Here is a 25,987-nt window from a genome sequence, read left to right on the forward strand (position 1 = left end):
GAACCCCCGGGTAGCGTCCAGGCATGGACATCATCCTGGTTCCCGGTCTCTGGCTCGACTCCTCTTCGTGGGAGGCGGTGACGCCCGCGTTGACGAGGGCGGGGCACACGGCGCATCCGCTCACGCTGCCGGGCCTGGGCGTTCCCGCGCCGGCCTCGGAATCCATCGGCATCGCCGACTGGGTCGACGCCGTCGTCGCCGAGATCGACGCTCTCGAGGGCGACGTCGTGCTCGTGGGGCACTCCGGCGGCGGCAACGTCGTGTGGGGCGCCGCCGACGCGCGGCCCAATCGCGTCGCCCGCGTGGTCTTCGTCGACGCGGTGCCGCCGCCGCCAGGGCGCGGGATCTCGGAGTTCGACGTCGTCGACGGCGTCGTGCCGTTCCCCGGCTGGGACTCCTTCGACGCTCCCGACGTCGCCGATCTCGACGCCGCGACGCGCGAGACGTGGGCCGCGCGCACGGGGTCGGTGCCGGCTCGCGTGCCGACCGATCCGATCCACCTCGGCGACGAGCGACGTCGCACGGTGCCCGTGACGATCCTGTCGGGCAACGCGAACGAAGAGGAGTTCCGTGCCGAGCTCGCGAACTGGGGACCGTGGGCCGACGAGTTCGAGGCCATCGAGGACGCCGAGATCATCAGGCTCGGCTCCGGTCACTGGCCGCAGTTCTCCCAGCCCGACGCCCTCGCGCGCGCGATCATCGCCGCCGTGGAGCGCTGACGTCGCTGTCGTGGCTCGGCGGGGTCAGTGCCCCATGCCGAGGCCGCCGTCGACCGGGATGACCGCACCCGAGATGTAGGCGGCGTCATCCGACGCGAGCCATGTGACGACACCGGCGACCTCGTCGGTGCTCGCGAACCGGCCCGCGGGGATGTTGCTCTTGTACTGCGCCTGCGTCTCCTCGGGAAGCGCAGCTGTCATGTCGGTCTCGATGAAGCCGGGCGCCACGACGTTGGCCGTGATCCCGCGACCGCCGAGCTCGCGCGTGAGTGAGCGGGCGAAGCCCACGAGACCGGCCTTCGAGGACGAGTAGTTGATCTGGCCCGGCGAGCCGTAGAGACCCACGACGCTCGAGATCAGGATGACGCGTCCCCACTTCGCGCGGAGCATGCCCTTCGAGGCGCGCTTGACGACGCGGAACGCGCCGCCGAGGTTCGTCGCCACGACGCTGTCGAAGTCGTCCTCCGTCATGCGCAGCAGGAGAGTGTCCTTCGTGACGCCCGCGTTGGCCACGACGATGCCGATCGGCCCCAGGGCCGCCTCGACCTCAGTGAAGGCCGCGTCGACGGCCGCGGCATCCGTCACATCCGCGCGGACCGTGAGCGTGCCCTCGGGACCCTCGCCGGATCGCGCCGTGACGGCGACCTTGTACCCCTCGGCGACGAAGCGCTCGGCGATGGCACGGCCGATGCCGCGATTGCCGCCGGTGACGAGGACGACGCGATCAGTGGACATGGAGGCTCCCGGTGAGTCAGGGGGTGGACCGCACCAGCCTATCGGCGAGGCGTTTGACACTCCTTCGCGACGCTGGAACCCTGGGAGGGAACTCGACGGAAGGGTCCGACCATGAGCGATGCACCCCGCGACCCCGCGCAGCCTCCCGCCTACGGACAGCAGCCGCCGCAGCCTCCCGCCTACGGACAGCAGCCGCCGCAGCCGCCCGCGTATGGGCAGCAGCCGCCCGCGTATGGGCAGCAGCCGCCCGCGTACGGCCAGCCGTATGGAACGCCGGCATACCCGGCCGCCGCGCCCGCGTACGGCGCGCCGCCCGCGACGAAGACGAACACGCTGGCGGTCGTCTCGCTCATCTCGTCGCTCGTCGGGTTCTTCGTCATCCCCTTCCTCGGATCGATCACCGGCATCATCACGGGCCACATGTCGCTCAGCCAGATCAAGCGCACGGGCGAACAGGGACGCGGCCTCGGGCTCGCCGGCACGATCGTCGGCTGGGTCGGACTCGTGCTCGCCATCATCGGGACGATCATCCTCGTCGCGTGGTTGAACTGGTTCGCGGTCAACGCCGGCACGATCCTCTCGAACTAGCGTCCGCAACGAGGCTGAGGGGGCGCTGGCCTCCTCCACGCGGCGTACCCTGGAATCATCGTGAAGCACTCGAACGGAGCACAGTCCGCGACGTCGCTCCCCCAGGCGCCGCAGGATGAGGTCGGCGCGCGCGAGACCCGCTACCTCGTCACGATGGGCATCCGCATCGCGTGCATCATCCTCATGATCGTCATCACGCCGTACGGCTGGTACACGTGGGTGCTCGCCGTAGGAGCCGTGGTCCTTCCCTACATCGCCGTCGTGGCGGCGAACGTCGGGCAGGACGGTCGCCGCGTCAGGCGCGAGGACCCCGAGCGGGCTCTTCCTGCGACCGCGCGCGTCACGAGCACGGTGGAGACGCCGCGAGTGATCCGGGTCGAGGAGCAGAAGCCGCTCCCCCACGAAGCCGACGGGTCCGCCCCGGCAGCGAAGCCGGACGACGCGGCATGAGCGATACGGTCGAGACCGCGATCTGCTCGCGGGCGGGATGCCGCGCGGTCGCGACATGGCGCATCGAGTGGCGCAATCCCCGCATCCACTCCGCCGATCGGCGCAAGGTCTGGGTCGCGTGCGACGAGCACCGCGACTACCTCCACGACTTCCTGGCGACCCGCGACTTCCCCGTCCAGGTCGCCCCGCTGCAGACGACGATCGAGACCTCATGACGAGACGGGATGCCCCCGCCGCGGTCCGCTGGACCGCCTACATCGCCGTCGCGATCGTGTTCGCGATCGCGTGCGCGTTCCTGTCGGACTGGCAGTTCACACGCAATGCGCACCGGACCGAGCAGCTCGAACTCATCGAGCAGAACTACGACGCGCCGCCCGTCCCGCTCGAGCAGGTCATCCCCGCGGGCGACGAGCTGTCGGCGGCCGAAGAGTGGCGGCCCGTCGTCCTCACGGGGGCCTACCTGACCGACGACCAGCTCCTCGCGCGCAACCGCGCGCACGGCGGCACTGCCGCGTACGAGGTGCTCGTTCCCTTCCGCCTGGACGACGGCCGCGTGCTCCTCGTCGACCGCGGGTGGGTCCCGCCGGGCGAGGAGCAGGCAGAGCCCGACGACATCCCTGCGGCTCCGGAGGGCGAGGCGACGGTCATCGTGCGGCTCCGCCCCGGCGAGCCGCTGCCCGGCTCGGGGCGGTCCGCACCCGAGGGTCAGGTGCCCACGATCCATCTGCAGACGGTCGCCGATGCGGTCGACCCCGCGACGGCGGATGCCCTCGAGCTGAGCGCCTACGGGATCATGGTCTCGGAGGATCCGGCGCCCGCGACGCGGCCGCAGGCGCTCGAGTCGCCCTCGGCCGACCCCGGCCCGCACCTGTCGTACGCGATCCAGTGGATCCTGTTCGCGCTCATGGGCTTCGTCTTCATCGGCTACATCATCCGCACCGAGCGCGCGCATCGTCGCGAGGACGCCGAGGATGCCGCGGCCGCGCGTGCGGGCGAAGCGCCCCCGACGCGCCCCAAGAAGCGCCGACGCGATGCGGACGCCGCCGCCGAGGACGAACTCGTCGACACCGCCGGGCGGTGATCGCCGGCTGCGAAGCCTGAGGGCTACGCGAGCGTGATGCGTTTCGATACGCCGCGGCTGAAGCCGCGGCTACTCAACGACCGTACTTCTTGATCACGCAAGCGTGATCAAGTCCGCGTAGTCGCGGCCCCAGATGTCCTCGACGCCGTCCGGCAGGATCAGGACGCGCTCGGGGTTGAGGGCGTGGACGGCCCCCTCGTCGTGCGAGACGAGCACGACGGCGCCCTCATAGTGCGCGAGCGCGCCCAGGATCTCTTCGCGCGATGCCGGGTCGAGGTTGTTCGTCGGCTCGTCGAGCAGCAGCATGTTCGCCGACGACACCACGAGCGTCGCGAGCGAGAGTCGCGTCTTCTCACCGCCGGAGAGCACACCGGCGGGCTTGAGCACGTCGTCGCCCGTGAACAGGAACGAGCCGAGCACCTTGCGCGCCTCGGTCGCGTTGATGTCGGGCGCGGCCGACATCATGTTCTCGAGCACGGAGCGGTCGACGTCGAGGTTCTCGTGCTCCTGCGCGTAGTAGCCGATCTTGAGGCCGTGTCCGGGCTCCAGCTGACCCGTGTCGGGCTGGTCGACGCCCGCGAGGATGCGCAGGAGCGTCGTCTTGCCCGCGCCGTTGAGGCCCAGGATGACGACCTTCGAGCCGCGGTCGATCGCGAGGTCGACATCCGTGAAGATCTCGAGCGAGCCGTACGACTTCGAGAGCCCCGATGCCATGAGCGGCGTCTTCCCGCACGGCGACGGCTTCGGGAATCGCAGCTTCGCGACGCGCTCCTCCTGGCGCACGTCGTCGAGGCCCGAGAGCATCTTCTCGGCGCGAGCCACCATCTGGTGCGCGGCGGCGGCCTTCGAGGCCTTCGCGCCGAAGCGCGCGGCCTGCAGCTGGAGCGCCGTCGCCTTCTTCTCGACGTTGACGCGCTCCTTCTTGCGTCGCTCCTCGTCGGCCACCCGCTGACGGAGGTAGTTCTTCCAGTTCATGTTGTAGACGTCGATGACCTGGCGGTTCGCGTCGAGGTAGAAGACGCGGTTGACGGTCTCGCCGACGAGCTCGACATCGTGGCTGATGACGATGAGCCCGCCCTTGTAGTTCTTGAGGAACTCGCGCAGCCACACGACGCTGTCGGCGTCGAGGTGGTTGGTCGGCTCGTCGAGGATCATCGACTGCGCGTCCGAGAAGAGGATGCGCGCGAGCTCGATGCGACGGCGCTGACCGCCCGAGAGGGTCTTGAGCGGCTGGTCGAGGATGCGGTCGGGCAGCGAGAGATTGTGGGCGATGGATGCCGCTTCCGCTTCGGCCGCATAGCCGCCGAGCGCTTCGAACCGCTCCGTCAGGTTGGCGTAGCGCCGCATCGCCTTCGCGGCCACCGCGGGGTCGTCGGCGCCCATCTCGAGGGACGCGTCGTGCATGCCGAGTGCGAGCGTGCCGAGTCCGCGGGCGTCGAGGATGCGCGTGCGCGCGAGCATCTCGGGGTCTCCCGAGCGCGGGTCCTGCGGCAGGTAGCCGAGCTCGCCCGAGCGGTCGACGCGGCCGTCCGCGGGCAGCAGGTCGCCCGCGAGCACCTTCGTGAGGGTGGTCTTGCCGGCGCCGTTTCGCCCGACGAGGCCGATCTTGTCGCCGTCCGAGACGCGGAACGACACCTCCGACATGAGGACGCGGGCGCCTACGCGGATCTCGAGGTCGTGCACGGCGAGCACAGCGGACGTCCGTTTCTTAGAGGTGGAGGCGGCCGACCGGCCAGCCACTCAGTATATTCGCCCCGCCTGAGAGGCCGGCTCGGCCCGAACGTGCAACCGGACGCGCCGAAGGGGCACCGCCTCTGCACGCGATGCGGGCCTCGCGCACGGTGCCGCGCGGGCGCGGCGACCCTAGCGTCACAGCTATGGCAGTCGCCGTGTCCATCGAGCCCGCCGCGGTCGCGGCGACACCCGGCACGCCCGTCGAGGTCACCGTCACCGTCCGCAACGACAGCCAGATCGTCGAGGAGTACCGGCTGCTCGCCTCGGGGCCCGGGGGCGGCTGCGTCACGCTCGAGCCCGACCACGTCAGCGTCTACCCGGGACGGAGCGAGACCGTCGTCGCGCGCATCCTCGTGGCGCGCTCCCCCGGCATCCTCGCGGGAGAGCTCGACGTCGCGATCCAGGTGATGCCGACGGCCGTGATCCCCGAGGACGTCGAGCCGGAGATCACGCGCACGACGGTCGGCGAGGTCGCCGAGCTCATCATCACCGTCGAGGCCTTCGCCGCCGTCGCCGCCGAGATCGTCCCGAAGGTGTCGCGCTCGCGCGGCCGCAAGCGCGTCCGCCTCGCGATCGACAACAACGGCAACGCGCCGATCGCGGCATCGCTGATCGGCGCGGGCTCAGAGCGGCTCACGGTGAACCCGCGCGAGCCCGAGGTCGTGATCGACCCGGGGCACGCGCAGTTCGTGCGCGTCACGCTGGCCCCGCGCCGACGCGTCTGGCGTGGCCAGGCGGCGAGCCATCCCTACTCGGTCGTCGTGACGCCGAGCGCGGGTGAGCCGATCGTCGCCGACGGCATCCACATGCAGGAGCCCGTCTTCCCCTCGTGGTTCTGGAAGGCGCTGCTGGCACTCGCCGCCCTCATCGCGCTGCTCATCCTGCTGTGGAATCTGCTGGTCAAGCCGACCGTCGAGGAGGCCGCCCGCGAAGCCGTCGCCGAGCCGCTCGCCGAGGTGCAGGGACAGGCCGAGGCGGCCGAGCAGGCCGCCGCCGAATCCGCGGACTCGGCGAAGGCGGCGCAGGAGGCCGCAGAGGCGGCCGCGACGGGAACCCCGGCTCCCGTGCCGCCCCCGCCCGCACCGACCGTCGCCAACCAGACGAACGTCATCACGCTCACGGCCGGCGCCGGCGCCGCGCCTGTGCGGCGCGGCCTTCCCGACCCCGTGCCGGACGGTTCGACCCTGCGCATCACCGACCTGGTCGTGCAGAACCCGCAGGGCGACGTCGCGACGCTCACCCTCGGCTATGGGACGACCGTGCTGCTGACCCTCAGCACCGAGAACTACCGTGACCTCGACCTCCACTTCGTGACACCCATCGAGGTGCCGGCGGGCCAGACCCTCCAGGCGCAGCTCTCGTGTCTCATCGTGGGCGATCCGCCTGGCCGCACACCCGAGCGGTGCCTGTCGTCGATCCTGGTCACGTCGCAGCTCGTGACGCCTCCCCCTGCGGGGTGACGGATGCCGACGGGGCCGGCCCTCCGCGCGGGAGACACCGCGATGTGCCCCCTGTCGGACGGCCCCAAGCCGCACGTCGGCGGCCCCATCTCACCCGCGGCCGCGGTGCCGACGGTGCTCATCGGGGGCATGCCCGCGGCCGTTGCGAACGCCACGCCGGGCGGGATCATGTGCGTCTCGCCTGCGCCGAACGGCATCGCGCAGGGCAGCGTCACGGTCCTCATCGGCGGGTTCCCGGCGGCGCGGGTCGGTGATCTGTCGATGCACGGATCCCCCATCGTCCCCGGGCCGGGCTGCCCGACCGTCATCATCGGCGGATGACCCGGGACGGACCGGGTGGCCGCGTCACCCGGACTGGGAGGAGAAGACGTACCCGACGATCGTCTCGACGAATCCGATGACGACGTCACGGTTGAGCCACGCCACGACGATGAGCCCCAGCAGGACGGCGAGCACGATGACCGCCGTGAAGGGGAATCGCGTGCTGCGGCCCTTGGGGCGCGAACCCGCGGCGGGCTGCGCCGATGTGTCGGCGGCGCGCGGAGCGGCGAGGGGCGCGGCGCAGCGGCGGCAGAAGCGGCGCTCGGGTCGGTTGCCCGCGCCGCACGCGGGGCAGCGGACGTCACCGGGGCCGGGCGGCGGCTCGGCGGGGAGCGGAGCGGGCGCGGGTCGGCGATGCGGGGCGGCGGGGGCCGTGGGCTTGCGCATCGCGAGCCCCTCCGGCTCCGCTGTCGGCGGGTCGGCGGTATCCCAGGTCCACAGAGGCTTCACGGGCACCACGGCCGGGGTCGACTCGGTAGGGGTCGCGGCGGGAGCACCGGCCGGAGCCGCGGGGTCGACCGGCTCGGTGGCGGACGGGCGCGCCTCGGGCGAGCCTGCCTCCGCCGCGGAGTCGGCGCGGGGAGCGGCATCCGTCGCCTCCGAAGGCGTCCCCCCGGACGTCGCGGCGTCGCCCTCCCACGCGAGGTAGGCGCCGCACTCGCCGCAGAAGTCCTCGCCCGGACGGTTGCGGGCGCCGCACTCGAGGCAGACGATCTGGCCGGCGGTCGTGCTCATGACTGCTCCTCTGATGCCGTCGGGACGAGCGTCCACGGGACGTGTGCGGGCGCCACCGCGACGAGGACCCGCGCGATACGGCCCCGGAGCTCGGGATCGTCCGCCCCCGTCACGGTCACGCGCAGTTGGGGCTCGGGCGACCCCGGCGGGTCCGTGCCGGGGGTCACCGACCACGCCACCGCACCGCTGTCCTCGACGGACACCTCGGCATCGGGCCCTGCCGCGAGCTGCACGGCGTCGCGGATGCCCTCGAGCGTCCCGGCCCGGTGGTGCAGTCCCGCGGCGTGCGAGACGATCGCGCGGCGCTGCTCGAGCGTCCACCCGCCGTCCATCGAGACGTCCACCCAGGTCGCGAGCCAGTCGACGAAGTCGGACGGCGCGAGGCGCGGGTCGACGTATGCGGAGAGGTTGTCGAGCGTCGCGATCGTGGGGGCCAGGGAATCGTCGAAGGCCCTCAGGAATCGGGGGAAGAAGTCGGCGTCGTCGACATCCTGGTACACCCCCGGCAGTCGCTGGAGCATGGGCGACGGGCTCGCGAGCCCAGGGACGAGGCGGCGCACGTCACACCCCCGAGACGGCGCGGACGCTGTGACGGTAGGAGTACACGAGGGCGTTGGCATCGAGGTCGATGCGCATCGTCGGCTCGCCCGCGCGCTTGCCCGTGACGGGGTCCGCCTCCCACAGCTTGAGGTCGTCGACGAGCTCGACGCCGCGCACAGCCTGCAGGACGGCGTAGACCTCGCCCGCGAGGACGGGACGGCCGAACGCCCAGCCGGTGCCGTCAAGGCCGCCCAGCACGGGATCGAAGTGGCGGTAGAGCGCGGCGAGCGCCCGCTGCTCGACGACGTCGTGTACGCCGCCCGGCCGCACGATGAGGCGCGCGACGATCGTGATGCCCCGGTAGAACGGCGGCTCGACGATGACGCGGGCGCCCACCGCCCTGCGCTCGTCGATCTCGGCGGCGATGCCCGCGAGCAGCTCTTCGCGGGGCTCGAGGTCGGCGAAGTCGACGTGGCCGTCGGGTCCCGCTGCCGCGGACGGCACGACGAGCAGGCGCACGGCGGAGTCGTGACCGGATGCCGGGACGCAGCGCACGCGTGCGATCCCCGGTCGGGCGGCTTTCGCGAGCTGCTCGTAGTCGTGCGCCGTGACGGCGCGGTCGCGCGTGCGCAGAGCGAGGGGTCCGCGCCGCTTCGCCTCGTCGAGCGTCTCGCCGTCGTTGCCGCCCAGCGCGGCCGTGAGGTTCTCGACGGATCGCACGTACGGGACCGTCGTCCGCAGGACGGCGAGGGCGCCGGCGCCGACGTTGCCGCGGCGGCCGCCACCGACGCGGTAGCGGGGCACGCGCAGCGGGGCGCCCGCCGCCGGGACGGCTCCGTACCTCGTGAGCGTCCCGTCCGCCTCGCGGACGGCGGGTGGGAACGAGATCTCGCCGCGCGCGCGGTCGACCGTCAGGATCCGCTCGTCCTCGGCGTGACCCGCGAAGGAGTCGACCTCGATCCACTCCTCCCACCCCGCCCCGCCCGCGACCTCTACGACGATGTCGTCGCCGTCCGCCACGATCGGCGCCTGCGTGAGCGCGAAGACCTGACCCGGCACGCCCTCGCTGAGCCCCAGCACCTCCCCGGCGACCGTCTCGGCGTGCGTCGCGTCGACAGCGCCGCCGACGACGGATGCCGCTGCCCGGTGCACGAGCGGAGAGGACGTGTACGCGGGCTGGCGGTCGTGCGCCGGTTCGGTCACGACGCACCGGATCCAGCCGGCCCGCACGCCGCCGACGACCGAGACGACGTGCTCGCGCGGGAGCAGGACCTCGACCTCGCCGTCCTTGTTGAGGCCGCCCGTGCCGTCCGACACGACGCGGCACGGCTTCCACGAGCGACCCGTCCACGCCTGCCACTGCCACGGCGGGTCGGTCGGGTCGACGCCGACGCCCCGCACGCTGCAGTCGAGCGCGAGCGCGACGAGGCAGCGCGGCGCGGCGTCGTCGAGGCCGAACAGGAGGGCATCGCCCGGTGCGGGCTCTGCACCGAAGGCCTCGAGCGTCCCTTCCCCGGGCAGGGCGTTCTCAGCGTGCACGACCCGCACGTCGACGGGCTCGCCCCGTCCGATGTGGGTGAGCGTCCGTGGCGGGATGACGAGCTCCTCGAGGGTCGCGAAGACGAGCGGCGGCTCCCCCTCGATGCGCTGCGTCCCCACCTCCGCCTCGGCGGGCACGACGACGGGCTCGGGTCGTGGGGCGGACAGCCGGAACAGGATGTCGGCGCGGGCCGGTGCCGGCGGGTGCAGCGTGACGCCGAGCAGGTCGAGGAAGGTGATGTAGAGGCGGTCGGGCACTCGGTTGAGGCGATAGTGCAGCTCGTCGACCATGAAGGCGAACGCCTCGATGAGGGTGACGCCGGGGTCCGACACGTTGTGGTCGCTCCACTCGGGGCAGCGCGCCGCGATGAGGCGCTTGGCGTCGTCGACGAGGTCCTGGAACCGGCGGTCGTCGAGGTTCGGTGCGGGGAGCATCACGCGCCCCCTTCCTCTCGAGGGATGACGTAGAACGGGAACACGAGGTTGCGCGGATCGTTGTCGCCTCGGATGCGGTAGCGGATGTCGATGAGCAGCCGTCCGTGCTCCGCTCCGCCGAAGTCGACGACGACCTCGTCGAGCTCGATGCGCGGCTCCCAGAACCGCAGCGACGTGCGGACGGCCTCGCCGATGGCGCCCGCGGTCGTCGCGTCGGCGGGAGCGAAGACGTAGTCGTGGACGGCGCAGCCGAATTCCGGACGCATGGGCCGCTCGCCGGGCGACGTCGCGAGGATCAGACGGATGCTGTCCTCGATCTCGCGCTCGTCGCGCGTGAGGAGGATGCGGCCGCTGCGGTCGGCGACGACGGGGAAGGCCCATCCCCTGCCGACGAACTCCTTCGACATGCCGCTCCTCAGTTGATCTTGACGATGGCGCCCTTGACGGTGACGGCGCCCGAGGCCGACAGCTCGGCCTGCGCGTCCGCCTTGACGGCGATCTGCGGCGCCGACAGCTCGACCTTCGCGGTCCCCTTCAGCGCGACCTGGGGCGCGCTGAGCTCGAGCTTCTCCTTCGCCGACAGCGTGATCGTGGATGCCGAGACCTCGACCTTCCCCGTGTCGGTCGTGACCTTGACATCCGTCTTGGCCGTCACCGAGACCGGCCCCTCCGACACGATTTCGACGCCCTTGCCACCGTCCTGACGCACCGTGATGCGCTGCGCCCCGTCATTCGTCGTCAGCTGCACCGACTCGGCCGAGCCGTCTTCCACGAGCTCGACCCGCATCCCCGTGCGGGAGACGAGCGCGCGCCGCAGCACGCCCTTCGAGTCGACGTATTTCCTCCATCCGCCGGCGGGGACGTCCTTGCCGTTGAAGAGTCCGCCCAGGACGATGGGGCGGTCGAAGAAGCCCTGATCGAAGGCGACGAGCACTTCGTCGCCGATCTCGGGCAGCACGACGAGTCCGCGCTCCTTTCCTGCGCCCGTGTGGACCGTCCTCGCCCAGCCGCTGACGTAGTCGTCCGATGCGAAGGGGAACTCGAGCTTGACGCGACCCGCGTCGTCGGGGTCCTGGTTGTCGGTGACGACGGCGGTGACGACCCCCGGGATGCGCGCCTCCTGCAGCGCGACCCCGGCGCCCGCGACCCCGAAGAGCGACCGATCGGACATGTTGGAGACGACCGCGGTCGTCGCGTACCCCGCGACCGACGAGAAGTCGTGGACGGTTTCGCTCACGGTGTAACGCCCGTCGAAGGGCGCGCCGAAACCCGTGAGGGTGACGGCGACGCCGCAGCGGATCTCGGGATTGCCCGTCACCTGCGCCTCGACCTCGGCGAAGCCGCCCGCGAGCCGGTCGGCGAGGGAGGCGGCGAGCTTGTCCTGCGAGGCAGCGCGTCCCTCGCCCGAGAGGTCGGCGAGCTCGCGCGACCCGACCTTCTTCGCGATCGCCGCGGGGGTGAGGCTCGCGATATCCGCGCTGCGCGTGCGGGCGTCGGCGGTCGAGACGACCACTTTCTTCGCCGCCGGATCCCACCCGCGCACCGAGACCCGCGAGACCTGCTCGGCGGCGGTCACGACCGCCCGCACGTACTGGGCGTTGGCGCCGTGCTCGATGACGACGGGGTTGTCGCGGGCGCTCGACGCCGCGGGCGCATCGCGCGCAGGCGTGGGTGGTCCGAAGTCGAGCCGCTTGCCCGTCACCGTGAACGTCGCGCCCGCGATGCGCGCGAGGCGCGCGAGGAAGGTCCAGTCGCTCACGTTGTCCTGCGCGACGTGCGGCAGCACGCCGCTCGGCGCCTCGACCGTGCCGACCGTGAGACCGGCGTTCTGCGCGACGCGCCGGACGATGTCGGCGATCGTGCTGTCGACGAAGGCCGCGACCCGCGTGCCGCGCATGAGGCGCGCCGCGCCGTCGAGGCCGCGCACGCGCGTGTGGAGGGATCCCCCGACGTCCTCCCGTTCCAGAGCAGTCACCTCTCCCTCGAAGAGCACGCGCTCGGGTGTCGGGCCGTTCTGCGACACCTTGAGCTTCACGGCGCCCGCGATCGGGAACTTCGGCGCGACGATGCCGTGCTCGTCGGCGAAGTCCAGCTCGAACGAGTCCGGCAGTCCGACGCCGTCCGTGATGCGCCCGCGGACGAGCAGGCTGGAGACGTCGGTGGGCAGGTCGCTTCCGTCGACCTGCACGACGAGGAGCGATGTGTAGGTGTCAAGTGCGGGCACCGGCCACCTCCCGCTTCGCGACGACTCTGGCGTCGGCATCCTCCAACTCCCCCGCCGTGGGGAGGAAGACCGTGCTGCCCGGGCGCACGCGCATGGGGTCGTCGATGCCGTTGACGTCGGCGAGCGGCCGCCAGAGCGCCGCGTTGCCGTACTCGCGGTAGGCGAGCACGGCGAGCGAGTCGCCCTCGCGCATCGTGTGGACGCGGCGCGGCTGGAGTCCGCCCGAGGTGGGGTTCTGCTTGCCCTGCTCGGACGGCAGCTCTTCGAGCGCGACGGTGCACACGGCACGCAGCGGGCGCCCATCCGAGCCGAAGAGGGTGTACTTCGCCGACACCGACTTCACGTACCCGAGGAAGCCGCTCAGCGGCCCCCACCCGAACTTCACCCACGGCGGCGACGGCTTGGTCTGCCGAGAGGCCTCGGTCGGCACGAGCGTCTTGAAGAGGTCCTCGACATCCTTCACGACGCTGCCGCCGGAGGTCTGGGTCGCATCGAAGAACATCTCGAGCGTCATCTTCTGCGGCTCGGGGCTCGTGTAGCTCGCGGGGGGCGCCGACCCCGACTTCTTCTGGTTCTGCGAATCCCACTTGGCGGCCTTCGTGACCGTCAGCTCCTTCGGGTTGAAGTGGAACTCGATCTGGCCCATGCCGGCACCCGGCTTGCCGGGAGCGGGGCCGGGCTCGAACAGCTCGAGACGCGCGTGGACGAGTTTGGCCGAGTCGCTGGATGTCTGGGTGAGAGGCATGCGTCACCCCTTCACCTGGAAGCCGTGGTGCGCGAGCTCGAGGGTCTCGATCGCGACCTTGGACGACTCGGCGTTGAGCGACGGGCCCGTCCAGCGGACCGGGAGGACGCCCGTCAGCTCCCAGCTGAGGACGGGATCGCCTCGGCTGTCCATGGCCGTGATGACTCCGCTGCTGTGCTTCCGCTCGTCGGCGAAGCCCAGGATCCAGCGGACGACCTTTCCCGACTCGGCGCTCAGCGGACGGGTCAGCTTGATGTTCGGGAACTTGAGGCGGCTCGCGAACTGCCACGGGAAGGCGTTGTTGCCGCCTTCCTCGCGCGTCTCGAGGACGACCTCGACGCCGAGGCCCTCGCACGTCGCGAACGCTCCGAGGGTCTCTTTGTCGAGCATCACCTCGTACGAGACGGTGAGGGCCCACGCGGGGGCTTCCGTGCCGGGCATCGCGTCCTCCTCAGATCCGGTCGATCCGGACGCCCCGCCGCTCGCGGTCGAGCAGCAGCTCGGCCTTGAGCCGGCGGACGATGGGGGCGTAGATGCGGTCGACGAGCTTCTCGACCTGCGCGGGCTGCTCGGGGATGTCGAGGCCCGGTGCGGCGGCGGCCGGCGCCGCACCCGGCGCCGGGGCGCTCGCGGGAGGCGCCTCGGGAGGTGCCTCCGGCGGCGGCGCCTCGAGCTCCTCAGCACGCTGGACGGGCTGATCGGGGGTCGCTTCGGCGCGCTCCGCGCTCACGCGCGCCGCGTTGGTCGCGAGGATGCGCTCGATCGTGGGCAGCGCGGCTGCGCCCGCGAACGACGGGACGGATGCCGTCGCCCGCTGCACCTCGGCGGCCGGCGCGGAAGCGGCGGGGCCGAGGGCAGCGGCTCGTGGGGCGGCGAGACCCCACGAGCCGGCCGGCGAGGCCTGGAGGGAGCGGGGGTGCGCCGATCCTTGAGAGGAGTGATCCAGGGCGGGTCCCGGTGACAGCGGGTGCGGCGGGTCGGGAAGGCGCTGGATGCCGCGCTGCGCGTCGGGAAGGTGATGGGTGTCGCTCGGTGCATCGGGAAGGCGCTGGAGGTCGCGCGGCGGCGCGGGGAGCGACGTGCGCTGCGGGTCGAGCATCGCGCGGGGTTCGTCCATGAGCACGGTGCCCGGCGCGACGACGCGCGCGGGGACTGCTGGGCCGGCGGGCGACCCCGCTCGGCCGGGAGACGACGCGCGGGACAGAGGAGCGATCGCCGGCTCGATGCGGCGCTGAAGCAGGAGCGAGCGCACGACGGGGGGCGCGACGGGCAGAGGTGCGAAGGGGTGGGATGCGGGGTGCGCAGATGTGATGCCGGGCGGTGTCGATGGGGCGATCGGCTCGTCGACGGGAGGAGGGCTCGCATCCACGGCGCCGAGGGCGGGACGGCTCTCGGGGTCTGCCGACGACAGGTCGATCGGCTGGTCGGGCTCGACGGACACGTGCCGTTGCAGCGGGAGAGCCGGGGCCTGCGCGGGAGACCCAGGAGGTCGGAGCGGCGGCTCGGCGTCGGCTGCCTGCCGTTGCAGCGGGAGGCCAGGGGCCTGGACGCGTGACGACGGCGTGATGGGCGGTGGACCGGGCTCCCGCGCGGCGGGTGCGGCGGGCTGGACCGGACCTGAGCCCGCGAGCCGGCCGGAGCTCCGGATCGGCTCAGGACTCCGGTCGGCGTTCAGGCGCTGCGCCGTCGGAGGGGTGGGATGCGCGGTCGAGGCGGGTCTCGCGATGGGATTCTCACCCAGCGTCGGGCTCACGGAGGGACTCGACTGCAGGCTGAGAGCGCTCGTCGCCGAGCCGGCAGCGGGAGGCCGGCTCGTGGTCGGCGTGGCGACGGGATTCGGACTCTCGCTGGCCGTCGGTGTGACCCCCGGACTCGACTCAGCCGGTGTGCGAGCGGACGACGGCACACCGCCGGCATCCCCTGCGCTCGCCGCACTCTCGGCGCGGTCCACCGATCGAGCTCGCTGCACGATCGGCGCGTCCGGACGCCGCCCGCCCGGCGGAACCGTCGCCTCGGCCACCGTCTCGGTCGTCCGCGACACGATCGGCATCGCGTCACCCGCGCTCAGAAGGGGCGCGATCTCGGCGACCGCATCCGCTCGATCCGACGGTGCGGGGGGCGGGGCCGCATCAGACGTCGCGACGGGAGGCGTCGAAGCGGGCGAGACCGAATCGACAGGAGCCGACGGGCTCGCCTCACCGCGCGCCGTGTCGCTCGCCGGAACTCCGGCATCGTGCACGCCCGGCCCTCCCTCGACGCCGCGTGGGGCGGGTCCTGCCTCCGCGCTCCGCTGCACCGCCCCCGCCATGTCAGCTGGCGGCTTCAGCGGCGCTCCGAGGCCCAGCGCGGGCCGAACAGGGCCCGGTGCCGCCGATGGGGCGGTGGCGACGGCATCCGTCGACTGCTTCTCAGCCGAGGGAGTCGACCGGTTCTCGCGCGCCGACCCGGGTGCGTCGGGCATCGCGGTGCGCTGCGCGACAGGATGCTCGCTCGCCGGCGCCGAGGCCCCCTGCCGACCCGCCAGGGGCGCGGGAGCGGCACCGAGCGTCGCACGCTCCTCCGGAAGAGCGTGGGGCGTGCCCGCGGGCACTTCCGCCGAAACCTCCGGCGCCTCGGTCTGCGACGGCTCTGCGACGGCCACAAGCTCGTCCGGCGGCATCCCGGCATCCGTCTCCTCCTGCGCACTCGTCGTCCGCGACACCGTGGGCGACGCGGGCTTCGCGGTCGGATGCGGCGCGGAGCCGAGGACCAGCTCGGCAGGCGCGACGGCGCGCTGCAGCCCGACCTCCGTGCTGATGTGAGCGATCCCGATCGTCGCGGCCGGAGCATCCGGGCTCACGAGATGGCCGAGTGTCGAGAGGTGGGTCGGCACGGTCCGCGTCGGGATGCGCTGGACGAAATCCGCGTGCAGCTGCGTCGGCGCAGGGGGCGGCGGCCCCACGAGGGGCGGGAGGAACGCCCATCCCGCGGGCGACGGCGGGGCGGCAGCATCCGTTCGCCCCTGTGTGGGGGGCGTCGGCGCCGAGCGCTGCCACGGCCATCTCATCGTCGTGCCCCCTCGTCAGCCTTCTCGCAGTCGTTCGTTGATGCGCGCGATCTCGCCGACGTAGCGGAGGCGATCCGGGTGCTCGAGGGCGAGGATGTCGTCGAGCGGCCAGTGGAAGTGGAACGCGATGTACGAGATCTCCTCGACGATGCGGTCGGCCCCGTACGTCACGATTCCCCCAGGCGGCTCCCGGCGAGGTCGGCAGTGAAGCGGTGGGAGCACGCGGGGCATGTCACGGCGATGCGCGTGTGCCCCTCGGCGTTGATGCGGCGATAGAAGTCCTGCAGGAACGCGACGTCCGTCGCGAACATGTTCTCGACGATCGTCGCGTCGATGCTCGTGAGCGAGCCGAGGCGCGTGATGACGCGCGCGAGCAGCACGACCGTCGTGTACGCCGCGTTCTCCTGCACGCGCACGTCGTACAGCGGCAGCAGCTCGTCGCGGGCCGTCGCGAGGCGCATGACGCCCTCGCGGTGGACCGTGCCGTCGGCGGCGACATACCCGCGCGGGAGCTCGAACGGGAACTCCGTCCGCATGCGCTCCTCGTCGAGCGGGTCGCCCGCCGAGGGCCGCGTCGCGATCACGCGCTCCATGGCGTCACGCCACGCTGGATTCGTCGAAGCAGATGACGGCCTTCTCGGTCGCCTGCTCCGTCGAGCCCGCCTTGAGCGAGTTCACCTCGACCGAGCGCACCCAGCAGTTCGTGAAGTTGAACGTCTTGATGGTCTCGCCCTTGTGGTCGAGGATGTTGACCGCCGCCGTCTTGCGGGCGCCGACCAGGTCGCCGTTCATGACGGTCTTCAGCCAGTCGACGACCGTGCGCGAGTCGGTGAGTCCGCGCGTGATCGTGAACTCGCCGGTCTTGACGCGACCGGGGATCTGCGTCGCGACGTACTTCCCGTCGGCCGCCATCTGCTGCTTCGAGTCGATCTTGTCGACCTCCATCTTGACGCCGCTGACCTCCATGACGAGCGGCATCTGCACGCCGTCGATCGTCACGCTGAAGTTGTAGGCGGGGGCGTTGTCGAACTGGTCCAGAGCCATGGTTTCCTCCTGATCGGATGCTCAATCCCGGGCCGCGGGACGCTTCACTCTTCGACGGCGCCCGTGCCGCCGGAGTACTGCGAGAGCTGGAAGATGACGAACTCCGCGGGCTTCACGGGCGCGACGCCGATCTGGCAGACGACGCGGCCCGAGTCGATGACGTCGGTCGGGTTCGTCTCGTCGTCGCACTTGACGAAGAACGCCTCCTCCGGAGTGCGCCCGAAGAGGGCTCCGCCGCGCCACTCCCCCATGAGGAACGCCGTGATCGAGCGGCGCAGCTTGCCCCACAGGGCCGGGTCGTTCGGCTCGAAGACCGCGAACTGCGTCGCCAGCAGGATGGACTTCTCGAGGTAGTTGAAGAGCCGCCGCACGTTGATGTACCGCCATGCCGGGTCGCTCGAGAGCGTGCGCGCACCCCATACCCGGATGCCGCGGCCCGGGAAGCCCCGGATCGCGTTGATGCCGACGGGGTTGAGGCCCTCCTGCTCGGTGCGCGTGATCTTCGTCTGCAGGTCGACGGCGCCGCGGACTATTTCGTTCGCGGGAGCCTTGTGGACCCCGCGCTCGCTGTCGTTGCGCGCCCATACGCCCGCGAGATGCCCCGACGGAGGGATGAACCGCGACGACCCCGTGACGGGATCGAGCACCTTGATCCACGGGTAGTACAGCGCCGCGAACTTCGAGTCGAGGCCCGAGTCGTTCGTGCGCCACTTCGCGACCTCCTGCACGTTGAGTCCGGGAGGCGGATCGAGCACCGCAACGCGGTCGCCCATGAGCTCGCAGTGCGCGACGATCGCGAGCTGCACCCCTTTGACCGTCTCGAGGTCGATCGCGCCCTGCTCGTACGCCGCCATGAGGTCGGGGACGGAGACCATCGTGACGTCCTCGATCTCTTCGAGACCGCTGAAGCCCGTGCGATCGGCCGCATCGCCGATGTAGTTCTTCGCCGACACCAGGTGCTTGTCGAGCACGATGGGCTCGTTCTTCGGCTCCGGGATCGCAAGCGCCGTCGTGCCCATCTTCGGCTTCGTCTGCACCTCGGGGGCGACGGCCTCGACGGTCACGAGCTTCGACTCGCCGCCCACGCGCTGGACGACATAGGCGTCCGAGTCCGCCTTCGACGAGACGTTGCCCCACACCTCGGGGGGCTTCCCCTCCGCCGTCACGGTGACTTTGAACTCGTCGTCGGGAGCGCCGTCGCCGTCGGCCGGGCCGACCTCGACGGTGATCGCCTTCGCCGCGGAGCTCTTCGCAGTGAAGACGAAGTTGCCGACGGTCGCGGACTGCGCCGCTGCGACCTGCTTCGGCTTGCCCTGCGCGGGCGACGCCGGCTGATCGGCGCCGATGCGCACGATGTAGCAGCGCCCGCCGCCGTTGAGGAAGTACCCGTACACGGCGTACGCGAGATACGACCCCGGCTCGATGTCGCCGAACTGCTCGACGTACTGCGTCCAGTTCGTGACGAGCGTCGGCGCGTTCAGGGGCCCTCTCGGGGCGAACCCGACGAACGCCGCGACCGCCGTTCCGACCCCCTCGATGGGGCGCGTGCCGGCGTCGAGCTCCTGGATGTAGACACCGGGTGAGAGGTACGTGGGCATCAGCCGCTCCTTCGCTCGCACGCGGCGCCTGCGCCGGCACCGCGAGTGCTTTCAGGATCGATCCGGGGATGCCTCGGCCCTGAGTCCGCGCGGGCTTACCCAGGGGTAGCGGATCGTGCGCGTTGGGGATGCGCGAAAGGGCAGCTAGAAGCGCCGCACAACAATATGCAAACCCGCACTCGCGATGACGGCATCAATTTCGGCTTGCTGCTTGGCTGTTGGATTCCCAGGCCCGATTAGGACTTCGAGGCGTCGATCCTGCAGATCCTTCACCGTGACGCCTTTGAGCGTGTCATCTGTGAACGCCTTGAGGTCGCGTACATGCTTCCGCAGAGTTTGACGCACGGCCTCCGGAGATCTCGGGACGCGAGTGAGCTTCGTCAAAAGGTCCAGGCTCTTCATGCTGATTCCGAGCGATTTGGTGATCTCTGTCGAGACCCACTTCCCGTTGGCGTCGCGCGTGGTCTTGACGATGCCACCGCTGATGAAGTCGATCGCCCAGAACGTGGCCGGGACACGCTGGATAGGCAGTCCCTCCTTGCGGAAGACCTTCGCCATCGCGCCCTCGATAATCATGCCGCGTTGACTCCATGGCAGCTCCCAAGTCGCGTCCGTCCCGCCACTCAGTTGCTGGTAGGGGTGGTGGGTGGGCGCCTCAGTCGTGCGATTGATAGTCGCAGCAACGAACCACTTGCCATCACGGCCAACCGCCTGAATCGCATCCAATCCGTACGCGAGCTTCACAGCGGTCAGAGCGGGCCCGGTCAGCGGCTGAGCGAATCGGCTCTTTGGGATCCGGTTCAGCACCGAAGCTCCCCTTTCAGCCGCCTTTCGCTCTTTGGCTCTCGCCTCGGCGGGGGTCTTCTCCTTGATGCCGAGCTTCTTCTTGATCCCGCCGACGACCTTCTTGCCGAAAGTCTTCGCCTTGCTCAGGAGCTTCTTTCCAAGCGCCAGTGCCTTCTTGCCGAAGGTGACGGCCTTGCCGACGACCCAGTCGATCGCCTTGCCTACGGGCTCCTGGATCTTCTCGAGGATCGCCTTGATCTTGCCCGAGATGCCCCCGAGCCCCAGCAGCGACGCCATGAAGCCGATGATGATCGGCACCATGCGCCCGAGGGTTTTCTCGATGTAGCCCGCGACGGCGCCGACACCGCCGCCCGCGATCGATTCGACGGAGTCCAGGATGCTGTCGACGAACTCCTTGATCTGCGAGGCCTTCTCGACGAAGAACATGACGACGTCGTAGATCATCTTGCAGGCCTTCACGAAGGCCGATGCGGGGTTGAGCATGGAGATGAGCCACACGATGCCGGCCTTGATGATCTCGACCGAGACCATCTCCTTGACCTGGTTCAGCACCATCTCCTTGATGTCGCCGAGCTTCTGCAGCAGCAGCTGCCAGATCCCCGATATCCCCGCCGTCATGATCGTCTTGACGATCCCGAAGCCCTTCTCGACTGCCTCGAGGGCGCCCGGCGGGAGCTTCGCGGCGATCCGGGCGCGCACCTTCGCCCATGTGAGGCCGAGGATCGAGAGGATGAGCTGAAGCACGCCCTTGAAGTCGAACTTCTCGGGCAGCTCGATCCCGCCTTCGGCGAGCGCCCCGAACAGCCACGACTGCAGCCCCGCCTTGAGGTGGGTCGCGATGTTGGTCCCGAACTGCTGGATGCCGCCCTTGACGGCGTTCACGAGGTTGCCGAGGAATCCGATCGGGTCCTTGATGATCTTGTCCACCGCGGCGGCGGCTCGCGCGAGCACCTGGGTGAGCATCGCGGCGAGGTTCTTGATCGTCGTGACGACGCCGACGACGGCCGCCACGGCCCGCCCGACGAGCCCCTTGCTCTCCTCCTGCATCTTGGTGATCTCGGCGTCGACCTCGCCCTTCGCGGCGACGTACTTCGCGGCGAGATCCTCGACGACCGACTGCGACTTCTCGTCGACCAACTGCTCGAGCTGGTCGAACTGCGCCGTGAATCCCTGCGCGGCCTTCGCTCCCTCCGTGCGAAGAGCCGGCGCGAGCCCCGCCACGTAGCCCGCGATCTGGTCGCGGCCCTTCGTGACCCGGTCCTTGGCCTCGGTCAGCTTCTTGCCGACGGTGTCGGCGATGCCGCTGATGACCCTCGTCATCTCGTTCTGGTAGAACGAGCGCGACTTCTCGAAGACCGCCTTCGCGCCCGGCGGAGGGCCGAAGAGCAGGTCCTTGCCCCACGCGAGCGGATTCCAGCCGTACTCGCGCTCCTTGAACGCCGACATCTCCCGCTCGTGGAACGACTTGAAGGCGGTGCGCGCCTCGGACTCGCCTTTCGTGAAGTCCGCCTCGACCGTCGTGTCGATGCTCGCGAGGATCGCCTCGACGTCGGTCTTGGTCTTGTCGAAGATCCCGCGAAGATCGGCGTTGACCTTGGCACGGGCGCCTTCCTGTGCCGTCTTCGCCTGCTGCTGGCCGCCGAGCAGCTTGGTCGCGCCGGCCGCCTTGCTGGAGGCGAGTCCCGCACCGCCTGCGATACCCGTCGCAGCGGCATCCTGCTTGGCACCGGCGATGATGCCGGCCTCCTGCTCGCGCAGCGCCGCAGGAGCCGTGGCCGCGTGCGTCGAGGCCTCCCCCTTCGCGGCGAGCGCGTCGGTGAACTCGGGCTCGTTCGAGGTGCGCAGCTGCTCCTCCGAGACGCCGGCCTCCGACATCTCCTGGTCGACCTGCGCGGGTCCGTGGTCGAGGTTGGTCTGCTCCTGCGGCGCGGGGACGGGCGCCGCGCGCCCCGCGGCGAGCGCGGGCGCGACGGCCGGCGGTGCTACCGCGAGCGGCGTCCCGGGGGTGAGGGTGGCCCGCGACGTATCCGGCGGCTGCGCTGTCGCTTCACTGAGTGGCCCCGTCGAGGCGGACTTGCTCTGTCCGACGCGCCCCTTCACCTCGGCGCCGACCGACTCCGCCTTGCCCGACGACCCGAACTCCGCGGCATCCTCAAGCGTCTTCGGCGTCTGCTTCGCGATCGCGGCGTTGACGGCGGCGATGAAGGCGGCTTTGTCGAACCCCGGGGTCGGCGCGTTGCCGATCGTCGCGGCGCGCTCCTGCTTGGCCTGGGCCTCCGCCTCATCGGACACAGGCTCGACGGCCTTCTCCGCGGTTCCCACAGCGGCCGTGGGCGACGGATGCCGCGACGCGCGCGATGCCGCAGACTTCACGCTCGCCCGCACGGCGCGCAGACCGGGGTGCGCGGCAGGCTCGATGGGTCCTGGCGCGACCGGCGGCGCCGGCATCCGTCCGCCCTCGACGAGTCGCTGCGCCGTGCGCGGTCTCGTCCCCTCGGCGAGGAGCGAGGCGATCGCGGCGTTGCCGACGAGCGGCTGCAGGGCGAGCATCTCGTTCGGTGCGCGGATCGGCGCATCCCTCGCCGGCGCGGAGCGGGTCAGGCGTCGCGCCGGCGCCGCCTCGAGGATGGGAGCGGCGGACATGGCGGGGAAAGGCCTCAGCCGGAGGCCTCTTCCTCCTCCGCCTCTTCCTCGCGCTGCACGAACATCCCCTGCACGGCGGCGGACTCGTCGGGCTCTTCGTCGGCGTCCTCGGCGCGCTGGACCGACGGCGCCGACGGGTCGACCGACCGCTGCACGCCGGCCGCGGCATCCGGTGTGCTCATGGCCCGGTCGGCGTTCTCGGCCGCCGCGCGCTCGAACCGGTCGCCGGGATCGCTGACGCTCACGCCGCCTCCCGTCGGGGTGCCGTCGACGGGTCCGCTGCGCTGCTGCATGACGTGGGTCAGCTCGTGCGCGAGGGTCGTCCGCCCGGCGGTCGACGACGGCTCGAACGCGTCGCGCTGGAAGACGACGTGCGAGCCGACCGTGTAGGCGTGCGCCCCCACGGACTTCGCCGAATCGTGCGCCGCGGCGTCATTGTGCACGCGGACGTCCGAGAAGTCGGCGCCGAGTCGCTGCTCCATGTCGGTGCGGACGTCGCCGTCGAGGCTCGAACCGCCCCCCGACACGACGTCGAGCACGGGCGAGCGCTCCTGCTCCTGCTCGGCGAGCTCGGCTACGGCGCCGTTGCCCGCCTCGCGCTGCAGTCGCAGCATGCCCGCAGGTCCCAGGACGTCGAGCCGTCTCTCGCGCAGTCCCGTCGCGGCGGCGGCGTCGGCGTGCCGCTCGTCGCGCGGACGCCGCGCGACGCTCTCGGCCGCCTCGTAATCGAATGTGGACATGGCCCCTCCAGTCCCCTCTCTCCTGCCTACCTCCGCGCGCCCCCGTGGGTCGCGACGTGTGATGCGGACGAAGGGGACGCGTGACCTGCCCGATCGGGCAGGGGCCGCATCCCGGCATCCGTTCCGCGTCCGTTCATGCGCCGACCTTCGGCCAGTACCGCCCGAACTCGCTCTCGACGAGCAGTCTGCCGAGCTTGCGGTACTCCCGCTCGACGGCGGCCACGAGGTGGCGCATCAGGACGATGCCCTCGGCCGCGGCGGCGAAGTACCCCGCCGTCACGGCCGCCGACCGGATGGACCCGCCGGAGAGCTCGAACGCCGACCCGAGGAACGCGAGGTCGAGATCGTCGCCGCGCGCGATCGCGGGGCCCAGGCAGCGGTCCCAAAGCTCGGTGCGCAGCGCGGCGTCGGGCATCGGGAAGTCGATGATGAGGTCGAGCCGCCGCGTGAACGCCTCGTCGATGTTGGCACGCAGGTTGGTCGACAGGAGCGCGAGCCCGTCGAACCGCTCGATCCGCTGCAGCAGATACGCGCTCTCGACGTTCGCGTACCGGTCGTGCGCGTCGCGCACTTCGGACCGCTTGCCGAAGACGGCGTCCGCCTCGTCGAAGAGCAGCACGCCGTTGGTGCCGGCGGCCGCCTGGAACACGCGCTCGAGGTTCTTCTCCGTCTCGCCGACGTACTTGTCGACGAGCGTCGAGAGGTCGATGACGTAGAGGTCGAGGGCGAGCTCGCCCGCGATGACCTCGGCCGACATCGTCTTGCCCGTGCCCGAGTCGCCCGCGAACAGCGCCACGACCCCGTGCCCGCGGCCACCGCCGGGGCGCATCGCCCAGTCGCCCAGCACGCGCTCGCGGAACCGCGCCCGCACCGCGACCTCGCGCAGCGATTCGGCCGTCCCCACGGGGAGCACGAGGTCCTCCCAGCCGACCGTCGGGGCGATCCGTCGCGCGAGCCGGTCGAGGGTCGATCCGTTCTCGGCGCGCGCTCCCGCGCCGAGGTGCGCCGCCGTGAGCAGACCGTCGGAGGTGACGGATGCCTGGGTCCGAGCCGTCTGCGCGGCGCGCACGACCTGCTCGGGGCGCAGCCGGTACGGCGCCGTCGCGGATTCGATGTCGAGCATCTCGATCCCCGCTCCGAGGCTCTCGCGCCACAGCCGGACGCGCTCGTCGACAGTGCTCGCGGGAACGTCGATGACGGCGGGGAGATCGCGCGTCCATCCCGGGTCCCACGTGTCGGCGCCGACGAAGATCGTCGGCATCGGCGATGCGTCGAGCGCCGCGAGCACGTCGGGGGCGGCGTCGCGGGCGACGGGCCCCGCGATGAGACCCTGTCCGCGCAGGCGCACCTCGCGGACCGCGAGCCGCGCCTCGTCGACGCCGTGCTCCGAGCCGAGGCGGTCGAGATCCAGGTGCACGGCGCCGCGACCTAGTGCCGCGAGCGCGCGGGCCGCCACGACCGTGCCCGATCCGGTCGCCGACTCGCGGACGTAGAGGGAGCGGATGCCGCGCCGCAGCGCCGCGACGAGGGCCGAGGCATCCCCCCACTCGATCTCGGGCGCGTGCGAGATGAGTCCGTCGAGAGCGGAGTCGGGCGTGTCGTCGCCCAGGAGGTGCGCCACGACGCGATCGGGGACCCGCAGGGCACGGCTCGGCAGCGCGCGATCGGGATCGTCCATGACGAGCAGCCCCGCGGAGACGAGCGGCCCGTGCGCTAGCCGGGAGCGGTCGCGCGCCGACGCGAGCGGGACTCCGCACAGGTCGAGCGTCAGCGCGACAGAGGGGCGCCGACGGCTCACGTCGTCGTTGAGATAGCCGAAGAACCGCTCGAACCGCGGATCGAGGTCCGCCGCGAGCGCGATGACGAGCATGTCGACATCGAGATCCGTGAGGTCGAAGGTCTCGGCGAGGTCGCGGAGCCGGATGCGGGAGCCTGCGTCGACTGCCTCGTCCGCGGCTCGCTCGCACGCCTCCCGGCGGCCCGACGCATCCGTCCACGCCGCCGAGCCCGGCGCGTCCTCGAAGAGGCGGTCGATCATCTCCTCGCTGAGGTAGAGACCTCGGAAGGGGTCGTCGGGGTGCGGGTCGTCGGCGCGCCGCGCGAGGATGAGCGCGCGGATGCGGTCCTCCATGACGCCGAGCCGCGCCAGCAGGTGGGTGACGCTCGGATCGTCGAAGGTCATCGCTCCCCCGGTGATCGGTGTGCGCGCTGCTCGGAGACGCCCGCCGCCAGGAGGTCGACGAAACCCGCCTCGACGCCCGCCGTGACGGGCGGGCCGGCCTCGTACACGACGCCCGTGGCCATGGGGACCGTCACGACGACGTCGAGTGACGGCTTGAGCTCGCCGCCGAGCGACGACCAGACGTCGGCGAAGGCGCGGTCCTCGGGAGGGGGCAGCGCGACCGTGAGCGACACGGGGCGACCCACCTCGGCAAGGGTGCCCCGCATGAGCTGGTCGGGAAGTGCGTCGAACGGGAGGAGAGCCCGGAGGAGCCCGTCGAGCAGGCGGTGCTCGTCCTCGGGGCGCTGCGTCCACGCCGTCACGAGATAGGACAGCTTGAAGAAGCGCGGACCGGGCGCGCGGCTCACGATGATGCCGCGGTCGTCACGCGTCTCGACGAAGCCGCGCTCGCGGCGGCGGAGGTCCTCGCGGATGTCGTAGAGGTACAGGTTGACGGTCGGTGCGTTGCGGCGCGCCGCCCAGTCCTTCGTCGGCGCGTCGAACACGACGTCGACGTCCTTCGGGACCCCCGGGATCTCGCGTACGAGTTCGCCGAGGGCCTGGTCGACTTCTGCGATCATC

At 71.3% G+C, this 25,987-nt stretch carries 26 protein-coding genes; 8 read left to right on the forward strand and 18 right to left on the reverse strand.

The annotated features are described in order from the left end of the window. Window positions 1-23: 23 nt before the first annotated feature. Window positions 24-719 carry an alpha/beta fold hydrolase gene (locus tag MJ607_RS08350; RefSeq protein ID WP_243075098.1) on the forward strand — a complete coding sequence of 232 codons (696 nt, stop codon included), beginning with the start codon at window positions 24-26 and terminating at the stop codon, window positions 717-719. Between the two features lie 24 nt (window positions 720-743). On the opposite strand, the gene fabG is transcribed toward MJ607_RS08350, so the two are convergent. Continuing rightward, window positions 744-1,454: a 3-oxoacyl-ACP reductase FabG gene (fabG, locus tag MJ607_RS08355; RefSeq protein ID WP_243075099.1), complete on the reverse strand. Its 711-nt coding sequence runs from the start codon at window positions 1,452-1,454 to the stop codon at window positions 744-746. A gap of 111 nt (window positions 1,455-1,565) precedes the next feature. On the opposite strand from fabG, the gene MJ607_RS08360 reads away from it, so the two are divergent. From MJ607_RS08360 to MJ607_RS08375, 4 genes are read left to right on the forward strand one after another with little or no spacing between them, the layout of a single operon-like run. Continuing rightward, the gene (locus MJ607_RS08360; protein ID WP_243075100.1) at window positions 1,566-2,042 is read left to right on the forward strand and encodes a DUF4190 domain-containing protein; all 477 of its coding nucleotides are present in this window, start codon (window positions 1,566-1,568) and stop codon (window positions 2,040-2,042) included. Between the two features lie 60 nt (window positions 2,043-2,102). Beyond that, window positions 2,103-2,492 (forward strand): DUF3099 domain-containing protein, encoded by a 390-nt coding sequence (locus MJ607_RS08365; RefSeq protein WP_243075101.1) that lies wholly within the window; start codon window positions 2,103-2,105, stop codon window positions 2,490-2,492. Beyond that, on the forward strand, window positions 2,489-2,707 hold the full coding sequence (locus tag MJ607_RS08370; RefSeq protein WP_243075102.1) for a hypothetical protein: 219 nt from the start codon (window positions 2,489-2,491) through the stop codon (window positions 2,705-2,707). The genes MJ607_RS08365 and MJ607_RS08370 overlap by 4 nt, the downstream gene beginning before the upstream one ends. Beyond that, window positions 2,704-3,573, forward strand: a complete 870-nt coding sequence (locus MJ607_RS08375; RefSeq protein ID WP_243075103.1) for an SURF1 family protein — start codon at window positions 2,704-2,706, stop codon at window positions 3,571-3,573. Before MJ607_RS08370 ends, MJ607_RS08375 begins: the two co-directional genes overlap by 4 nt. A 93-nt stretch (window positions 3,574-3,666) precedes the next feature. Here the strand turns inward: MJ607_RS08375 and MJ607_RS08380 are convergent, their stop codons facing one another. Then, window positions 3,667-5,265, reverse strand: coding sequence for an ABC-F family ATP-binding cassette domain-containing protein (locus MJ607_RS08380; protein ID WP_243075104.1), 1,599 nt, complete (start codon window positions 5,263-5,265; stop codon window positions 3,667-3,669). 185 nt (window positions 5,266-5,450) lie between these two features. Between MJ607_RS08380 and MJ607_RS08385 the strand changes: the two genes are divergently transcribed. After that, window positions 5,451-6,767 (forward strand): hypothetical protein, encoded by a 1,317-nt coding sequence (locus tag MJ607_RS08385; RefSeq protein WP_243075105.1) that lies wholly within the window; start codon window positions 5,451-5,453, stop codon window positions 6,765-6,767. A 3-nt stretch (window positions 6,768-6,770) separates the two neighbouring features. After that, window positions 6,771-7,088, forward strand: a complete 318-nt coding sequence (locus MJ607_RS08390) for a PAAR domain-containing protein (protein ID WP_243075106.1) — start codon at window positions 6,771-6,773, stop codon at window positions 7,086-7,088. Window positions 7,089-7,112: 24 nt separating this feature from the next. Here the strand turns inward: MJ607_RS08390 and MJ607_RS08395 are convergent, their stop codons facing one another. The 8 genes from MJ607_RS08395 to MJ607_RS08430 are packed head-to-tail and all read right to left on the reverse strand — an operon-like array spanning window position 7,113 to window position 14,747. Next, a complete protein-coding gene (locus MJ607_RS08395) occupies window positions 7,113-7,823 on the reverse strand; it encodes a hypothetical protein (protein WP_243075107.1) in 711 nt (236 codons plus the stop codon). After that, a complete protein-coding gene (locus MJ607_RS08400; protein ID WP_243075108.1) occupies window positions 7,820-8,383 on the reverse strand; it encodes a phage tail protein in 564 nt (187 codons plus the stop codon). The genes MJ607_RS08395 and MJ607_RS08400 overlap by 4 nt, the downstream gene beginning before the upstream one ends. A gap of 1 nt (window position 8,384) precedes the next feature. Continuing rightward, window positions 8,385-10,337 carry a putative baseplate assembly protein gene (locus MJ607_RS08405; RefSeq protein ID WP_243075109.1) on the reverse strand — a complete coding sequence of 651 codons (1,953 nt, stop codon included), beginning with the start codon at window positions 10,335-10,337 and terminating at the stop codon, window positions 8,385-8,387. Beyond that, window positions 10,337-10,744: a GPW/gp25 family protein gene (locus MJ607_RS08410; protein ID WP_243075110.1), complete on the reverse strand. Its 408-nt coding sequence runs from the start codon at window positions 10,742-10,744 to the stop codon at window positions 10,337-10,339. The genes MJ607_RS08405 and MJ607_RS08410 overlap by 1 nt, the downstream gene beginning before the upstream one ends. A gap of 8 nt (window positions 10,745-10,752) precedes the next feature. Continuing rightward, window positions 10,753-12,561 (reverse strand): VgrG-related protein, encoded by a 1,809-nt coding sequence (locus MJ607_RS08415; RefSeq protein WP_243075111.1) that lies wholly within the window; start codon window positions 12,559-12,561, stop codon window positions 10,753-10,755. Then, window positions 12,548-13,306 carry a peptidase M23 gene (locus MJ607_RS08420; RefSeq protein WP_243075112.1) on the reverse strand — a complete coding sequence of 253 codons (759 nt, stop codon included), beginning with the start codon at window positions 13,304-13,306 and terminating at the stop codon, window positions 12,548-12,550. The genes MJ607_RS08415 and MJ607_RS08420 overlap by 14 nt, the downstream gene beginning before the upstream one ends. A gap of 3 nt (window positions 13,307-13,309) precedes the next feature. Then, entirely contained in the window at window positions 13,310-13,747 is a 438-nt protein-coding gene (locus MJ607_RS08425) for a phage tail protein (RefSeq protein WP_243075113.1), read from the reverse strand. A 10-nt stretch (window positions 13,748-13,757) separates the two neighbouring features. Further along, on the reverse strand, window positions 13,758-14,747 hold the full coding sequence (locus tag MJ607_RS08430; RefSeq protein ID WP_243075114.1) for a hypothetical protein: 990 nt from the start codon (window positions 14,745-14,747) through the stop codon (window positions 13,758-13,760). A gap of 283 nt (window positions 14,748-15,030) precedes the next feature. On the opposite strand from MJ607_RS08430, the gene MJ607_RS08435 reads away from it, so the two are divergent. Beyond that, window positions 15,031-16,107, forward strand: a complete 1,077-nt coding sequence (locus MJ607_RS08435) for a hypothetical protein (protein WP_243075115.1) — start codon at window positions 15,031-15,033, stop codon at window positions 16,105-16,107. Between the two features lie 260 nt (window positions 16,108-16,367). Here MJ607_RS08435 and MJ607_RS08440 read toward each other — a convergent pair whose 3' ends face one another. The 8 genes from MJ607_RS08440 to MJ607_RS08475 form a co-directional block, all read right to left on the reverse strand. Beyond that, a complete protein-coding gene (locus MJ607_RS08440; RefSeq protein ID WP_243075116.1) occupies window positions 16,368-16,523 on the reverse strand; it encodes a DUF6760 family protein in 156 nt (51 codons plus the stop codon). Further along, window positions 16,520-16,945: a hypothetical protein gene (locus MJ607_RS08445; protein WP_243075117.1), complete on the reverse strand. Its 426-nt coding sequence runs from the start codon at window positions 16,943-16,945 to the stop codon at window positions 16,520-16,522. Before MJ607_RS08445 ends, MJ607_RS08440 begins: the two co-directional genes overlap by 4 nt. A 4-nt stretch (window positions 16,946-16,949) precedes the next feature. Beyond that, entirely contained in the window at window positions 16,950-17,396 is a 447-nt protein-coding gene (locus tag MJ607_RS08450) for a phage tail protein (RefSeq protein WP_243075118.1), read from the reverse strand. 44 nt (window positions 17,397-17,440) lie between these two features. Further along, complete coding sequence (locus MJ607_RS08455; protein ID WP_243075119.1) at window positions 17,441-18,994, reverse strand: phage tail sheath subtilisin-like domain-containing protein; 1,554 nt, start codon at window positions 18,992-18,994, stop codon at window positions 17,441-17,443. A gap of 144 nt (window positions 18,995-19,138) precedes the next feature. Continuing rightward, window positions 19,139-22,444: a hypothetical protein gene (locus MJ607_RS08460; RefSeq protein ID WP_243075120.1), complete on the reverse strand. Its 3,306-nt coding sequence runs from the start codon at window positions 22,442-22,444 to the stop codon at window positions 19,139-19,141. A 14-nt stretch (window positions 22,445-22,458) separates the two neighbouring features. Beyond that, window positions 22,459-23,184 carry a DUF4157 domain-containing protein gene (locus MJ607_RS08465; RefSeq protein WP_243075121.1) on the reverse strand — a complete coding sequence of 242 codons (726 nt, stop codon included), beginning with the start codon at window positions 23,182-23,184 and terminating at the stop codon, window positions 22,459-22,461. Window positions 23,185-23,317: 133 nt separating this feature from the next. Then, a complete protein-coding gene (locus MJ607_RS08470; protein ID WP_243075122.1) occupies window positions 23,318-25,366 on the reverse strand; it encodes an ATP-binding protein in 2,049 nt (682 codons plus the stop codon). Then, the gene (locus MJ607_RS08475; protein WP_243075123.1) at window positions 25,363-25,986 is read right to left on the reverse strand and encodes a DUF4255 domain-containing protein; all 624 of its coding nucleotides are present in this window, start codon (window positions 25,984-25,986) and stop codon (window positions 25,363-25,365) included. Before MJ607_RS08475 ends, MJ607_RS08470 begins: the two co-directional genes overlap by 4 nt. Window position 25,987: the final 1 nt, after the last annotated feature.

Origin of the sequence: Microbacterium sp. SS28, assembly GCF_022761035.1 — a bacterium.
Classification (GTDB): domain Bacteria; phylum Actinomycetota; class Actinomycetes; order Actinomycetales; family Microbacteriaceae; genus Microbacterium.

Bases quoted from the DNA above. Each gene is read 5' to 3' on its own strand.
- MJ607_RS08350 (WP_243075098.1), top strand. From the start codon at position 24: ATGGACATCATCCTGGTTCCCGGTCTCTGGCTCGACTCCTCTTCGTGG.
- MJ607_RS08465 (WP_243075121.1), bottom strand. From the start codon at position 23,184: ATGTCCACATTCGATTACGAGGCGGCCGAGAGCGTCGCGCGGCGTCCG.
- MJ607_RS08475 (WP_243075123.1), bottom strand. From the start codon at position 25,986: ATGATCGCAGAAGTCGACCAGGCCCTCGGCGAACTCGTACGCGAGATC.
- MJ607_RS08360 (WP_243075100.1), top strand. From the start codon at position 1,566: ATGAGCGATGCACCCCGCGACCCCGCGCAGCCTCCCGCCTACGGACAG.
- MJ607_RS08390 (WP_243075106.1), top strand. From the start codon at position 6,771: ATGCCGACGGGGCCGGCCCTCCGCGCGGGAGACACCGCGATGTGCCCC.
- MJ607_RS08395 (WP_243075107.1), bottom strand. From the start codon at position 7,823: ATGAGCACGACCGCCGGCCAGATCGTCTGCCTCGAGTGCGGCGCCCGC.
- MJ607_RS08385 (WP_243075105.1), top strand. From the start codon at position 5,451: ATGGCAGTCGCCGTGTCCATCGAGCCCGCCGCGGTCGCGGCGACACCC.
- MJ607_RS08370 (WP_243075102.1), top strand. From the start codon at position 2,489: ATGAGCGATACGGTCGAGACCGCGATCTGCTCGCGGGCGGGATGCCGC.
- MJ607_RS08455 (WP_243075119.1), bottom strand. From the start codon at position 18,994: ATGCCCACGTACCTCTCACCCGGTGTCTACATCCAGGAGCTCGACGCC.
- MJ607_RS08450 (WP_243075118.1), bottom strand. From the start codon at position 17,396: ATGGCTCTGGACCAGTTCGACAACGCCCCCGCCTACAACTTCAGCGTG.
- MJ607_RS08445 (WP_243075117.1), bottom strand. From the start codon at position 16,945: ATGGAGCGCGTGATCGCGACGCGGCCCTCGGCGGGCGACCCGCTCGAC.
- fabG (WP_243075099.1), bottom strand. From the start codon at position 1,454: ATGTCCACTGATCGCGTCGTCCTCGTCACCGGCGGCAATCGCGGCATC.
- MJ607_RS08425 (WP_243075113.1), bottom strand. From the start codon at position 13,747: ATGCCCGGCACGGAAGCCCCCGCGTGGGCCCTCACCGTCTCGTACGAG.
- MJ607_RS08410 (WP_243075110.1), bottom strand. From the start codon at position 10,744: ATGTCGAAGGAGTTCGTCGGCAGGGGATGGGCCTTCCCCGTCGTCGCC.
- MJ607_RS08405 (WP_243075109.1), bottom strand. From the start codon at position 10,337: ATGCTCCCCGCACCGAACCTCGACGACCGCCGGTTCCAGGACCTCGTC.
- MJ607_RS08460 (WP_243075120.1), bottom strand. From the start codon at position 22,444: ATGTCCGCCGCTCCCATCCTCGAGGCGGCGCCGGCGCGACGCCTGACC.
- MJ607_RS08420 (WP_243075112.1), bottom strand. From the start codon at position 13,306: ATGCCTCTCACCCAGACATCCAGCGACTCGGCCAAACTCGTCCACGCG.
- MJ607_RS08470 (WP_243075122.1), bottom strand. From the start codon at position 25,366: ATGACCTTCGACGATCCGAGCGTCACCCACCTGCTGGCGCGGCTCGGC.
- MJ607_RS08375 (WP_243075103.1), top strand. From the start codon at position 2,704: ATGACGAGACGGGATGCCCCCGCCGCGGTCCGCTGGACCGCCTACATC.
- MJ607_RS08435 (WP_243075115.1), top strand. From the start codon at position 15,031: ATGGGATTCTCACCCAGCGTCGGGCTCACGGAGGGACTCGACTGCAGG.